The organism is Blautia sp. An46, from assembly GCF_002161645.1.
Lineage (GTDB): Bacteria > Bacillota > Clostridia > Lachnospirales > Lachnospiraceae > Blautia > Blautia ornithocaccae.
Genome location: NZ_NFIF01000001.1, coordinates 183,758 through 197,534, shown reverse-complemented (window position 1 = coordinate 197,534; position 13,777 = coordinate 183,758). Strand labels below are relative to the sequence as shown.

Here is a 13,777-nt window from a genome sequence, read left to right as displayed (position 1 = left end):
TCTTATCACGGCAGTTTACGATTGACAAGGTTTCTTTCCCAGCATCCCGCCAGCAGTCTCCGGCACAGCCTCCCCATCACCAGGACCGCCAGACAGACCAGTCCCCCTCCAGTGAGAAAAAGACCTGCATTTTTCCCCGGTGCCTGATAGGAAATGGAAATGCTGTGTACCCCTTTCGGAATCTTGGCTCCCAGAAAAGCTGTATTTACCTTTTTCTTTTCCACATTCTCCCCATCCACAGTAATCTTAAAATTCTTATCATAGGGAATACTTGTGATCAGATAGCCCTGCTTCTCTGTCCGGACTGCTCCTGTCAGTCTGTCTCCTCCTTCAGAAAACCAGATACCCTCCAGGGGATTTTCACAGAGTTTTTCTTCCCGCAGCTCTTCCAGATTTCCTGTAAAAATCTGGATATCTTCTATAATATAGCTGCCTTTTCCAAAAATAAAAACCGCCTTGTCTTTCTGCTTTTCTGTGGTTACTGTATAAGAAAAATCCTGATTCTTATTTGCGTATTCATAACCCTTTTCTGCCGAAAGCCGGTTGGTCTGTCCTTCCAGACGGATATACATATCTCTTTGGAGATTTTGATTTTTTACATGAAATTTTACTGCCAGAAGATCATCTGTCTCACCCCTTCCGGAAAGCTGTGCAGTTATCTCTGTCTCTTTTAAGGCATGTATCTCATATCCTTTCTCTGTTTTTCTGATCTGGATATTCTGGTTCTCTGTAACCGGCAGTTCCAGGCTGCAGGCTTTCATGGAAGAAATGGGCTTCTTTTTCCCCGGTTTTTCCTGATCTGCTTTTTCTATTACCCCGTATTGCAACAGCACGCTCTGATTATCTGGAAAAGAAAGTTCCTGGTATTCTTTCTCGCTGAGGACTCTGTCCGTAACAAAGGCCAGAGGAAAAGCCTTTTCATTTTCGTAAAGGCAGGTGTCACCTTTCTTTTTCAAAAGAGTATAGCCTGCCGGAGGCCTGTTCCCGGTCACATATCGCACACCCATCAGGTTTAGAAAAATCGGATTATCTGTTGCCGCCTCCATAAGGCAGTTCCGGAAATGCCGGTTCACCTGAAAGGTTTTATTCCGAAATCCGGCATAATCCTGATTGTAGGCGGAGGAGTATATGCTGGAAATGTTTTGCCCTATATCCCGGATCCGGTTCATATCCGCAAATTCCTGGGTGCCTCCTTCCAGTTCCTCCATACGGTACCAGCCTTTGTCTTTTTCCAATGTTTCTTTTATAAGATCTGTTTTTTCTGGCTTTATGATTTCCTCATAGTCCCCTGCCGGGAGCATTTTCTTCCACTGACTATTCATGGCCCACCCGGAGAAGAAAAGGATCCCAACGGAAAACAGCAGAGGCCACGGGAACCTGGGAAATTTTCCATATATCTTTTGAGATAATAAAAAAAAGGCCATGTCAGCCGCTACTGCCAGACCGATACCCCCAATGAGCCATTTCTGGGAAATTCCCTGGGCAGACTCCCTGAACAGGCTGTATCCAATGAGAAAAATCCCCGGTAAAACCTGAATCAGTAAATCTGCCCAACCTGATCTGTCCCTGCCTTTTCTGAGATTTTCTACATACTTCCCTGTTTCCAGACAGACCAATGGAAGAAAAGGAATAAACACTTTATCCTTCACATACAGTCCGCCGTTTAAAAGATATCCGAATACCGGAACAAACAATATAAGCAGAAGTCCTGCGGGAAGGATTTTTTTCTTCCAGCTTTCTTTTCTAAGAAGATTTCCCATAAGGCCGCCCAGGCTAAGATAGGTCAGGCCCACTCCATAAGGACTGTAAAAGAAACGAAGAGGAGATATAGAAAAGAGTCCCATTCCTTCTGTTGTATTTCCCCCACTTTCCCTTGACAGCAGCACCAGCGCCGTAGGAACCAGAAGTATCCCGCACAGGCAGACAGAAAGTATAAGGGGTCCGGTAAAACCTCCTGCTTTTTTTCCAAAGTCTTTCCAGGAAAATTTTTCTGTCTGGGCTATATAAGTCCCTGCGCCATACAACCCCAGTGCCAGAATTCCTCCCACACTGAAATAAAAGCTGGTCAGTATCATTCCTGTGGTTCCCAGGAGCAGCAGACCTTTCTTATTCTTCTGCAGAAATCTGTCTGTTCCTATAAGGGCCAGACACAGAAAGGGCATATAGTTTACAAACATGATCTGATTATAAGAGTGAAAGATCAGCGGTCCAGCCAGGGCAAACATACAGGCTGTCCAAAAGCCCGTATTGCCTCCGGAAAATTTCTTTTTTATCCATTGGTAAAACAATACCGCAGAAGCTCCGTAAGCAGCCATACTGCTTGCCATTATGTACAGGCCCATCGGCACAAAAGGCAGCAGATAGGAGAACAGGATCACCGGACTGAAAAGCCCGTAATAAGAAAAATTATAGATATTCTGTCCCCCGCCCAGGTTCCAGGCTATATCAGGAAAAAGATTTCCTGTAGCATAAAATCTCTGCCGGAAGTAATCCGGAAGCACACTGTGCTGGCTGATCCAGTCTACTCTGGAGCCGAAAATCCCGTACTGGAGGACAAAGAGCCAGCACAGTATCAGCGCAGCGGCCAGTAAGATCCCGGCTTCTTTATCTGTCTGTATTTTTTTCATCTTTTCTTCTCCTGCTTCTCTCTTCATAGTCCTCTTCACTGGATTCTTTCAATAGATAAATGGGCCGGTGCTTCGTCTCCAAATACGTTTTCGCCAGATACTCTCCTAAGATCCCCATGCAGAACAGCTGGATCCCACCCACCAGAAAAATAATACAGGCCATGGACGGCCACCCCCGTACCGGGTCCCCGAAGATCAGCGTCCGAAAAGCAATAAATCCGATCATCAGGAAAGAGATCACACAGAAAACCAATCCTATGACCGCAGCCAGAGAAAGGGGTGCCACCGAAAATCCGGTAATCCCTTCCAATGAATAAGAAATCAGCTTTCTGAAAGGCCACTTGCTTTTTCCCGCACATCGTTCCTGATTAGGGAACTCTATCCAGGCAGTACGAAATCCCACCCATTGAAAAATCCCTTTGGAAAACCGGTTATACTCGCTCATCTGCAGCACACTTTTGACCATCCGTCTGGTCATAAGCCGATAATCTCTGGCCCCGCTGACCAGATGAATCTTTGAGAGCTTATTGATCACTTTATAAAAACAGTCTGACAGAAAGGATTTCAGTTTCGGTTCTCCCTGACGGTCTTTTCGGCGGGTAGCCACACAGTCCCAGTCCTCCTGGCAAAGCTTCCTGTACATTTCCGGAAGAAGCCCGGGAGGATCCTGAAGGTCTGCATCCATAATCCCTATATAATCTCCGGAGGCATGGGAAAGGCCGGCATAAATAGCCGCCTCCTTTCCGAAATTTCTGGAAAAAGACAGGTACCTGCATCTTGGATCCCGTTCAGCCAGTTTTCTCAGCTTTATCAATGTCTGATCTACAGAACCGTCATCTACAAAAAGGATTTCAAAGCAGACTTCCTGCATTTTTTCCATAACTTTTTTTATCTCTGTGTAAAAATATTCCAATGCTTCTTCTTCATTGTAGCAGGGTACTACGATCGTAATCTTGTCCATATGCGCTGCCGCCTTTCTCTTCTGTTACCGGGAACTCCAGGATCACTTTAAATAAGTCCCCGTCAATCTCTACATGCAATGTTCCTCCCATATTTGCCGCATAAGCGGAAGCTATGGCAAGCCCCAGACCATGGCCCTGGGTGGTTCTGGCCTTATCTCCCCGGACAAACCGCTCCGTGATCTCTTCCGGGGCAAAATCCATTTCATAGGAAGCGATATTCTTGATTACAGCCTGGATCCGATTTCCCTGTCTTTTCGTTTCCATATAGACCCTGGTATTCTCTAAAGAATACTTCAGGGCGTTCTCCAGGAGATTCTGGACCACCCGGTACATTTTCAGATTATCTCCCAGGAAAGGAAGGGGCTCCTGGGAAAATTTCCGCCGGATATTTCTCCCGCTGGCTGTAATGGCATCTTCCATATCTCCCAGGGTCTGCTCCAGAAGTCGATTCATATCCAGCACCTCCATATTTAGCTGCTCGGAACCACTGGAAGCTTTAGAAAGATCAAAAAGATCCTGGATCATATCCTTTAACTGCTCCTGCTTTGCAGCAATAGCCTCCACATAATCTCTGGCCTGATCCGAAAGTTCTTCCTGTTTCAGCAGGTCCGTATAGCCCACCATAGAGGTAAGAGGCGTTTTCAGGTCATGGGACATATTGGTGAGAAGTTCCGCCTTCAACCGCTCTGCCTGGACCTGTTTTTCCACACTTTTTTTCATGGCAGACTCAATATTTTCCAGAGAATTTTCTGCTTCTTTTAAGAAAGAATGCTCCGGGATCCGGTACTCTTCGTCCAGCTTTCTACCATCAGATACCTCTTGTATCTGATGGTACAGATAACCGGCGTCTCTTGCCAGCGGATTATTGAAACAGACTCTTAAAAGCAGACAAAACACCGCCAGACTAAAGAATCCTGCCGTTAAAGTCCCCCAGTTGGTATACCAGTTCCAGGGCCCTACTGTCAGCCATAAAACTCCAGCCGTAAGGATTCCTCCTGCTCCCAGAAGGATCCGGAACTTGTGCTGAAACTGTTTTTCCAAAGATGTTCTCTTTTGGTACTGCCAGATCTGCTGCCAGATAAAAGAGGTTTTCTTTCCGATTCCAAGACAGATCTTCCTGACCGCCAGAAAAAGAGACGGGATCAGCAGGATCAGATAGAAAGACAGTCTCGTCAGATATTGAACAATATCATAAGAATCGATCAAAACATATCCCCATATGTAGATCTCTCTTCCAAAGGCAGGAAAAGCCCGGAAATAATTTAAAATGCACACAGCCAGCAGGAACACGTTGATTTCTGTCCAGATTTTGTCCGGCTTTGAAATTTTGAAATTGGATTTTAAAGGCCCTCTTTTCAGATAGTCATGAAATATAAAACCAATCCCGATACTGCAGACCACTGTCAGGATTCCCAGAATCACAGCGGCTTTAAAGCAGGAGTCTTTCAGTTCCTGCTCCACGTAATAATAAGCTTCACTTATACCTGCGTAGCATGCATATATATAGGTGAGATTCAGAAAAATCAGGACTAAAAATAATCCGGCTCCCAACAGGATTTCTTCCTGTCTTTTACTTAATCTTTTCAATTTTGTATCCAATTCCCCACACCACCTTTAAATATTTTGGATTCTTCGGCGTGATCTCAATTTTTTCCCGGATCCGCCGGATATGGACCATTACTGTATTCTCCACTCCATAGGCCTGCTCCTGCCAGACCTGAGTATAGATCTCCTCTGCTGAAAAAACATAGCCGGGATGGCTCATGAGAAGTTCCAGAATTTTATATTCTGTTGCAGTCAGGCGCACGGGCTGACCATCTACAGTAAGCTCTTTGGTATTTCTGTCCAGTATCAGACCGCCGTTTCTAAGCTGGTTTCCGTCCTCCTGTACCCTGGCTGCTCCCAGTGCAAAATATCGCCTCAACTGGGATTTCACCCTGGCCATCAGTTCCTGGGTATTATAGGGCTTGGTCACATAATCATCGGCTCCCATAGACAGTCCCAAAACCTTATCGCTTTCCTCTGTTTTAGCTGATAATATGATAATCGGTATGTTATTTTTCTCCCGGATCTTCATCAGAGCTGAAAGGCCGTTGAGTTTCGGCATCATTACGTCCAGCAGGATAAGATGGATCTCTTCCGTCATCAGACGGTCCAGAGCCTCCATACCGTCGTAAGCTTTGTATACCTTATACCCTTCCAGTTCCAGCAGTTTTCCAAGGGATTTCACGATCTCCCGGTCATCATCTACAAGCAATATATGGTAGTTATCCATTTTTCTGATCCTCCCTTTGTTTTTACAGGCACATTGTAGCAAAAGAAACTAAGAATTTATTAAAGGTATTCTTACATTTTTCTTAACATTTCTGAAACAGAAAAATCGCCGCACATCAACCTGCAAAGGCTGTTGTGCAGCGATTTTCTTTCTCTATTCACTTTCCCGGAGCCGTTCCACCACGCTCTTTTTCTGGGTCTGCCGATAGGCCGCCAGGGAAATTCCCAGTCCTAAGACCATACACAGTGGTATCATAAGGATAAAGGGCAGAGCCGTATACCGATACTGGAAACACATGATCACATCGTTCAATGCACTTACCAGATAATAGGCCCCCAGGCTTCCAAAAGCCACACTGATCAATCCTGAGATCAGGATATAATACCCGCTTTCCCAGAGGAGCATTTTCTTGATCTGTCCTTTCGTCATGCCGATGCTCTGCATAGCAGCCAGCTCCTGTTTTCGGGAGATAATCCCCGTAAGCATAGAATTGGCATAATTCAGGATTCCGATGATTCCGATCACCGCACACAGAGCATATCCTACTGTGGCCATGGAATTTACCATGCCGGAAAAGTCTTCCTCCAGACTGGACTTTGAAAGATAGCCCATAGAAGTATTTACCTGCTCTGTATAGTTTTCCAGATAACTTTCAAAAGCCGGCTGGTCTTTCTCATCCACTGTATAGGTTTTCGCAAACATAATGGCATTGGGAGATTTTTTCATATCCTCCAGAGGAACCACTACAGTCAGAGAATTAAGAGAAAAAGCATGCATATTCATGCTTGCAGGCAGCGGTTCAATAACTGCCATGACTTCATATTCTTTCTCTTCCGTATTGGTATAATGCCAGTTCACAACTTCCCCATTCTCATTGTATTCGAAAACTTCTTCTGATTCTTCTGTAGTATAGGAAAGAGTGAGCCTGTCTCCTGGTTTATAAATGCTGTCATTCTCACTGCTGTACCGGTCAAACTTCTGTACCAGTACATAATCTCCTGTGGCATATTTTTCCAGATCTATGGTTCCTTCCGCTGCTTTCAGCTTTGGCAGAAGGGAATCTGAGTAGGCGTATCTTTCCTCATCGATCTGTCCCTTACCCGCAATAGCCTCCAGAGCCTGCTCTTTTGTATCCTCGTATTCTGTATTCATCTTCCCAGCCTGATAAAGAGCCTCATACCTTTGCCGTCCAGTCTCGGTAAGGGTATGTTTCATCCCCCGGTCTCCCCACAGCTCTCCGCTTTCTAAAATTCCTGTCTGGCTGTCCGCTCCGGCAAGGTAGTTTTCATCTATGGTATAGTCCATATTCATTGGAGAAGACCTGGTAAAGTCTACACTTCCCACCATATAGTCTCCGGTAAGCCTGGTCTCCAGATACTGGTCCATACGGAAGCTTCCTACTGCAGTCATAACGATTTCCAGAAGAATCATACTCAACGATACTGACAATACCACAATGGCCGTTTTCTTTTTATTTCTCCCCAGATTTGCCAGAGCCATCCTGGATATTCTCCCGCCCTTCAACCCTTTCTTTTTTCTCCGTCGTTTCACTGTTCCATCTGTATAGCGGAGAGCCTCTACCGGGGAAACCTTTCCTGCAATCTTTGCCGGTTTCCTGCAGCTGATAAACACCGTTGCCAGGGAAAACAGAGCGCCGAAGACAAAAATCCAGGGACTGAAATAAATCCCGGCAGGGCCTTCATATCCCGAAAGACTGGTAAGAAGGGGAATCAGCATCTGGCCTGCAAAGAACCCCAGGAGCAGCCCTAAAGGAATTCCCACTGCCGAAAGTTTCCACACCTGGCGGTAGACCAGTTTTTTCAGCTGCCTCTTGGTAGTCCCCACCGTTTTCAGAAGTCCATAAAAACGGATTTCCTTTAGAATGGAAAGCTGGAAAATATTATAGATGATCAGGTATCCGGTAACCAAAATCACCAGAAAAGCCCCGGCTAAAAGGACCACAGTCCCCATATCCAGGTTTTCTGTCCGGGAGGTAAGATACGCCCAGTTTACCCCATAGCTGATTACTTTATCAGGGTCTGTTCCTTCTTCCGCCTGTCCTTCCGGCACATAGCCGGCATCCTGGATGATTTTCTGCACATTTTCCTCTATATTCCTGGCATCAGAAAAGAAAATATTACCGGCAGTGAGGCCGCATATCTCTCCTGTTTCTCTGTAATGCTCCACAAAGTCCTGTTCTGTATAGCCCCTGCTCAGCTCTTCAAAATAAGCCTGGGACACATAAAGCTCACTGGCATGGCTGATCTCGTTCCCCTGGTACCAGCCGCAGAGGATGAATTCCTGTTCTGTTTTCTCCCCCATAAATTCAAATTCCAGGGGAACTTTCTCTCCTATTTCCGCCGGTATTCCCAGAGCCTCCAGGGTAAGGGTATCTGCTGCCAGCTCTCCTTTTTCCCTGGGAAGTCTTCCCTCCTTCAGTCTGGCAAAACTCTGGTCCAGCTCTTCTTTTCCGCTTGCTACCCGGATTTCTGCCTGGCGCTGTTTTACATTTTCTGCAATTCCCACATAGATGTTATAGGAGGAAGATTTTACCAGAGGATTATCTGTGATCTTTTCATATTGTTCCCTGGTAACATTCTTTAGTCCGGCGTGAAACTTTCCTCCCACTTCCATCATAGCCTGTTCCTGGAATGCCTGCCCCATACCGATTCCCATGGAAAATACCGCAGTGAACAAAAGACTGGTCAGGCAGATAGCGCTTATGGCAAAAAGGTTCCGCATCCGGTTCTTTTTCATGCTTCTGGAGGAAAGCTTTCCGATGACTTTTCGGTTATTATTACGCATCTCCTCACCCCCTGTTCTCTACAATCCTGCCGTCTTCGATCCGGATGATCCGGTCACAGAGCTGAGCCAGTTCCTCTGAATGGGTGATCATCACAATGGTCTGAGAAAAACGGGAGTTGGTCAGTTTCAGCAGTCCCAATACCTCCTGAGAAGTCTTGGAGTCCAGGTTCCCGGTAGGCTCATCTGCTAAAAGGATGGCCGGTTTTGAGGCCAGGGCTCTGGCAATGGCCACCCGCTGCTGCTGTCCTCCGGAAAGCTGGTTGGGAAGGTTATAGATCTTGTCTTTAATCCCCAGAGTTTCTATGATTTCCTCCACATATTTTTTGTCCGGTTCTTCCCCGTCTAGTTCAATGGGAAGCACGATATTTTCGTAGACATTCAATATGGGAACCAGGTTGTAATTCTGGAAAACGAAGCCGATATTCCTTCTCCGAAAAATCGTCAGTTTTGTCTCATTAAGGCCGAAAATATCCTTTCCTCTCACAAAAACCTTTCCCTGTGTAGGGTAATCCAGGCCTCCCAGCATGTGAAGAAGGGTAGATTTTCCTGAGCCGCTGGTTCCTGCCACAGCTACAAACTCCCCTTCCTCCACAGACATATCCACGCCATCCAGAGCCTTCACCAGACTGGCGTCTTTTCCATAATATTTTTTCAGACCTACTGTCTTCAAAATTTCCATATAAGCACCTCGTTTCCATATTTTAATGCTTCTTATATTATACATAAGGTTCCTGACATTTCCTGGAAATTTCCCGATATTTTCCTGACAATTTTGTCAGTTTTCCTCGTCCAAAGAACCATTCCTTTACAAGGGAAGAAAATTAAACTCAAAATTATAATCAGTAATTACATAAAATTCTTCTTTAATTATTGCTTTTTTTAATATTTATATAATGTTTACAGAAATCAATTGACAAAATAACCAAAAATGGTAAAATAAGCATATTAATATAATTATATTCTACATGCGGGAGATAAAGGTCAGCATGGTAAAACAGAGCTGTCGCATTAAATAACGATCAAAATATTTAATGCAGCAGCTCTGTTTTTATTCTTGACAATGAGTCCGGCGGACATGCTTGCATCTGTGTCTTTGACCACTCTGCATCCCGCAGCAGTCGCCTGTAAACAGCCGAAACAGTGAGAGGAAAGATTCATGGGAGAAGTGATGGTTTTTTGTCTGACCTGGATCATCGGGTTGGCTATGATGCTTTTTTTGCTGTATTTTGTATCGAAACATAATCTTTGGTTTCGAAAATACGGCCTGACATTATTTATTGTATTTCTTGTAATTGGATTCAGCGTTTATTTTTGGGGATATTTCTGGGGGTTCGCCGTAGATGACAGCAGTTTGCTCCACGCAATTGGCAGCCTATTTCTTGCTTTATTCAGTTCTGGCCGTATCATGGTAATGGAATTGGATATCGGATCTACAAAGGCTTCGGAAAATATAGAGCTGTATCGGGCAATTTATGGTGTAGTCATGTTTTCTGCAATGGTATTGCTGGCGGTCATGGTAGTCGCTAATATAGGTGGCGGCATTATGGGCAGGCTGCGTCTTCTGTTCCTGCGGACTATAGGAAGCAGACACAATGTTTACTTAATTTATGGCGTTTCCCAGGAGTCTGTTTTTCTGGTAAAAGATATCCACAAAAAAGACCCGAACGGAACCATCCTTGTTCTATGCGGCAGAGATGAATATGCAGATGACACGGAAGACAGAAAGCATCTGGAAAACGATATTTACCGGTATGGTGCATTCAAACTTTCTTTTGCATTGGAGCGGCGAAACCTTTTCCTCTTAAAGATTGCCTCCAGATGCAGAAAACATTCCTACATTATCTGTATGCATTCTAAAAGATGGAAAAACATTAAGCTTCTGAATGAAATATGCCAGGCTGAAGACAAAAAAATTCCGGACAGGCTTCATTTATATGTATTAAGTGAGCGTGAGAGAATACGCAGGATTGCAGAAAATAATATCTATCAGAAATGGGATATTCATTGGGAGGATCCTGAAGAGCTGGCAGCCAGACAGTTAATCCTATCTAAAGAATATCTGACGGTCTTCCCCAAAAGTGACAATATCCTTGGGCGTGTGGAACGTGATTTCAATCTGGCAGTTATAGGTTGGTCCGGTACTGCGGAAGAATTGTGCAGATATCTGATCCCAGGAGTCCAGACAGCCGGAATGCATATACGAATCCAGCTTTTTGGTGCAGAAGCAGCGGAAAAAACTGCCTATTTTCAGGTCAGCAATCCGGCCCTCGGACAGGCAGTACAGCTTGATCTGTGCAGGGAAGAGCCTGACACAAAAGAGTTTTACGAATATTTTATACATACCTCCCATTGCCCGGACGGGATTTTCTTCACAGGGACTGACGCAGCCAAAAACATGGAGCTGGCTCTGCGTCTCGATGACATCCTGCAGCGGTATCAAAAGAAGGTTCCGTTGTTTGTAAAAGAAAAAAACATCAGTGAAGACAGCGGTATATTAAAAACCGAAGGGCTTGCAGGCTTCGGCTGCCAGGAACAGATTTACAGCTATGATATCCTGATCAACGAAAAACTGGATGGAATGGCCAAAGCGGTACATTGTTTTTATAAACAATACTATGGGGAGCAGGGAGATGAGAATACCTTCTGGAAAACTGCCAGTATTTACGAAAAATTTTCCAGCCGTGCCATGGCAGTCCATATTCCATGGAAAGTTTGCGCAGCAGGTTATGTGATCGTCTCCGGCCTTCCCGACGGTTCCTACGAACAGGATCTTGAAAAAAATCCAGTTCTTGTAGAAAATCTGTCTATAGGAGAGCATCTGCGGTGGGAAGCCAGCCTTTTCTGCGAAGGATGGAAAAGCGGGACACCGGAGCAGATGCCTCCCGGCTCCAACAAGGATCCGAAAAAACTGCTTCATACCTGTCTTGTCCCATGGGAAAAACTTCCTGAAGTCGGCAGGTACTATGACACTGACTACCAGTACTTGGATACGCACCTGGTAAAATCCATAGGACATATACTAAAAACTGCAGGATATGCAATGAAGAAGGAGGAGTAAATATGCGGAGCATCAATCCCAGAGATTATTACCATCCCCAGGACCAGAAAGCGCTGCGGGAGCTGCAGCAGATTCCCGGATTTTCCACTGCACTGAAGGCTTTTATGAAAATGTTCAGCGAGAATATGATCCGGGGGATTAATATGTCAAACAAAGTGCAGATCGGCCCCCGGCAGCTGCCGGAACTTTATGCATTGCTGCCGCCCATCTGTGAAGTACTGGGTATCCGGGAACCTGAATTTTATCTGGAACTGGATCCGGCAGCCAACGCATATACCATGGGTGACAGCATTATCTCTATAACCGTTACCTCCGGCCTTGTAGATCTGATGAACGAAAAACAGATCAGCGCCGTACTTGCCCATGAATGCGGACATATTGCCTGCCGCCATGTCTTATATCAAACTATGGCAAGCATGCTTCTGTCTGCCGGGGCCAATATTCTGGGAGGAAATCTTATTACCAGCGGACTTCAGCTGGCGTTTTTCCACTGGCAGAGATGCAGTGAATTCAGCTGTGACAGAGCAGCAGCTATCTATATGGACGGTTCTGAAACCGTAGCACAGGTCATGGCCCTTCTGGCATCCGGAAGCAGGGAAATGGCTGAACGTCTTGACATGGAACTTTATATGCGTCAGGCAGAGGAATACCGGGATTTTATGGACGATTCTAACTGGAATAAAATGCTTCAGTACTATGCTTTAATGAGCCAGAACCATCCCTTCCTGTCGGTGCGGGCGCTGGAGATCAAAGAATGGTGCTCTTCCCCGGTCTTCAAAAACATTATGGATTTCAAATATGAGCGGGAACCTGCAAAAATCCTGGAAAAGAACCTTTGTCCGGCATGCGGCAAACCTGTGGAAGGCGACTGGGGATTTTGCCGGCATTGCGGAAATAAATTGCATTAAAAGGAGGAAGAAAACTTTATGAAACTATTTGATGCAGAGACAGGTTATTTATTGCTGGATGAAGTTGTGGAAAGCAAAGACAGCTTCAAAAAAATCATGGAAGATGGGATCATTACAGATGAAGAAATGGAAGATCAGGTAAATCGGGTGATCGACAGGCTGAAAACAATGGAGGAAATCCTGTCTGACAATGAGAAAACTCTGGTATTGGATGCCATCAGTGAATTGGCGGTACTTTATGAGATGAATGCCAGAAGAGAAAAACAGGAGGGGGATTATGGGAACATTTAATTCAACGAAATTCGTACCGACACAGATGCAGGACTATTCGGAGGTCATCCGGCAGACCGGAGAACAGCTTTCCCAACAGGGCTATACCTTTACTACCGGGGACAGCGCTCTGGGAAATTATTTCAGCATAACTAAAGGCGGTTTATTCAAGTCGGTTTTGGGTATGAAAACTGCACTTAATGTAGAACTGACGCCTGTCTCAGGGGGCGTAAACATCGAAGCAAAAGTCGGGATTTTCGGTCAGCAGATCGTCCCTACCATGATCATGCTCTTTGTGGCATGGCCGGTATTGCTGACACAGATCGGCGGCATGGTCCAGCAGGCAAAACTGGATGATCAGGTAATCCAAATACTGGAGACCAATATCCGGCTACTGGAAGGCCAGGCTTCCACTGCTGGCAGAACAGATACCTCCGGAACCACCCAGGACAGTCAGACGGCAGGCGGCGGCCAGTCTGAGTTCTGTACGCAATGCGGCACAAAAGTACCTGTCGGTTCCAGATTCTGCAATTCCTGCGGAAGCAAGATAAGATGATTATTTAAGCCTGGAAATCGAAAACGAAGCAGGAGGAGATTATGGGAATTGGATCTAAAGTCTCGGAAAGGGATATAGAATTTATTGCCAAAGGAGTACACGAGGCCTGGCAGCAGGAACGTACCAGACAGGGCTGGAAATACGGAGAAACAACAGACAGGGCTCGCAAAACACATGAATCCATGATTCCTTATGAGGACCTGACAGAAGATGAAAAAGACCTTGACCGGCGTACTGTAAAACAGGTGATCGAAATGTTGGTTTCTCTTGGATACAGAATAGAAAAATAATGACCGAATAAAGACAGGCTTTGGAA

Annotated in this window: 11 protein-coding genes; 5 read left to right on the top strand and 6 right to left on the bottom strand. The window is 45.4% G+C overall.

The genetic code is table 11. From position 1 onward, the window contains the following. Positions 1–5: 5 nt before the first annotated feature. The 6 genes from B5G00_RS00920 to B5G00_RS00895 form a co-directional block, all read right to left on the bottom strand. Positions 6–2,627, bottom strand: a complete 2,622-nt coding sequence (locus B5G00_RS00920) for a YfhO family protein (protein WP_087267642.1) — start codon at positions 2,625–2,627, stop codon at positions 6–8. Continuing rightward, the gene (locus B5G00_RS00915) at positions 2,605–3,588 is read right to left on the bottom strand and encodes a glycosyltransferase family 2 protein (RefSeq protein ID WP_087267097.1); all 984 of its coding nucleotides are present in this window, start codon (positions 3,586–3,588) and stop codon (positions 2,605–2,607) included. The genes B5G00_RS00920 and B5G00_RS00915 overlap by 23 nt, the downstream gene beginning before the upstream one ends. Beyond that, complete coding sequence (locus B5G00_RS00910) at positions 3,551–5,188, bottom strand: sensor histidine kinase (protein ID WP_087267094.1); 1,638 nt, start codon at positions 5,186–5,188, stop codon at positions 3,551–3,553. Before B5G00_RS00910 ends, B5G00_RS00915 begins: the two co-directional genes overlap by 38 nt. Next, complete coding sequence (locus tag B5G00_RS00905) at positions 5,160–5,864, bottom strand: response regulator transcription factor (RefSeq protein WP_087267092.1); 705 nt, start codon at positions 5,862–5,864, stop codon at positions 5,160–5,162. The genes B5G00_RS00910 and B5G00_RS00905 overlap by 29 nt, the downstream gene beginning before the upstream one ends. A 153-nt stretch (positions 5,865–6,017) precedes the next feature. Beyond that, positions 6,018–8,669, bottom strand: a complete 2,652-nt coding sequence (locus B5G00_RS00900; protein ID WP_087267089.1) for an ABC transporter permease — start codon at positions 8,667–8,669, stop codon at positions 6,018–6,020. Positions 8,670–8,673: 4 nt separating this feature from the next. Beyond that, entirely contained in the window at positions 8,674–9,348 is a 675-nt protein-coding gene (locus B5G00_RS00895; protein ID WP_087267085.1) for an ABC transporter ATP-binding protein, read from the bottom strand. A gap of 477 nt (positions 9,349–9,825) precedes the next feature. On the opposite strand from B5G00_RS00895, the gene B5G00_RS00890 reads away from it, so the two are divergent. Genes B5G00_RS00890 through B5G00_RS00870 form a run of 5 tightly spaced genes read left to right on the top strand, consistent with a single transcriptional unit; the run spans position 9,826 to position 13,751 of the window. Beyond that, positions 9,826–11,727 (top strand): hypothetical protein, encoded by a 1,902-nt coding sequence (locus B5G00_RS00890; protein WP_087267082.1) that lies wholly within the window; start codon positions 9,826–9,828, stop codon positions 11,725–11,727. Between the two features lie 2 nt (positions 11,728–11,729). Then, complete coding sequence (locus B5G00_RS00885; RefSeq protein WP_087267079.1) at positions 11,730–12,635, top strand: M48 family metallopeptidase; 906 nt, start codon at positions 11,730–11,732, stop codon at positions 12,633–12,635. An 18-nt stretch (positions 12,636–12,653) separates the two neighbouring features. Further along, positions 12,654–12,926 (top strand): hypothetical protein, encoded by a 273-nt coding sequence (locus tag B5G00_RS00880; protein ID WP_087267076.1) that lies wholly within the window; start codon positions 12,654–12,656, stop codon positions 12,924–12,926. Then, positions 12,913–13,461, top strand: a complete 549-nt coding sequence (locus B5G00_RS00875; RefSeq protein WP_087267073.1) for a zinc ribbon domain-containing protein — start codon at positions 12,913–12,915, stop codon at positions 13,459–13,461. The genes B5G00_RS00880 and B5G00_RS00875 overlap by 14 nt, the downstream gene beginning before the upstream one ends. Before the next feature lie 41 nt (positions 13,462–13,502). Continuing rightward, complete coding sequence (locus B5G00_RS00870) at positions 13,503–13,751, top strand: RyR domain-containing protein (RefSeq protein ID WP_087267069.1); 249 nt, start codon at positions 13,503–13,505, stop codon at positions 13,749–13,751. Positions 13,752–13,777 lie beyond the last annotated feature (26 nt).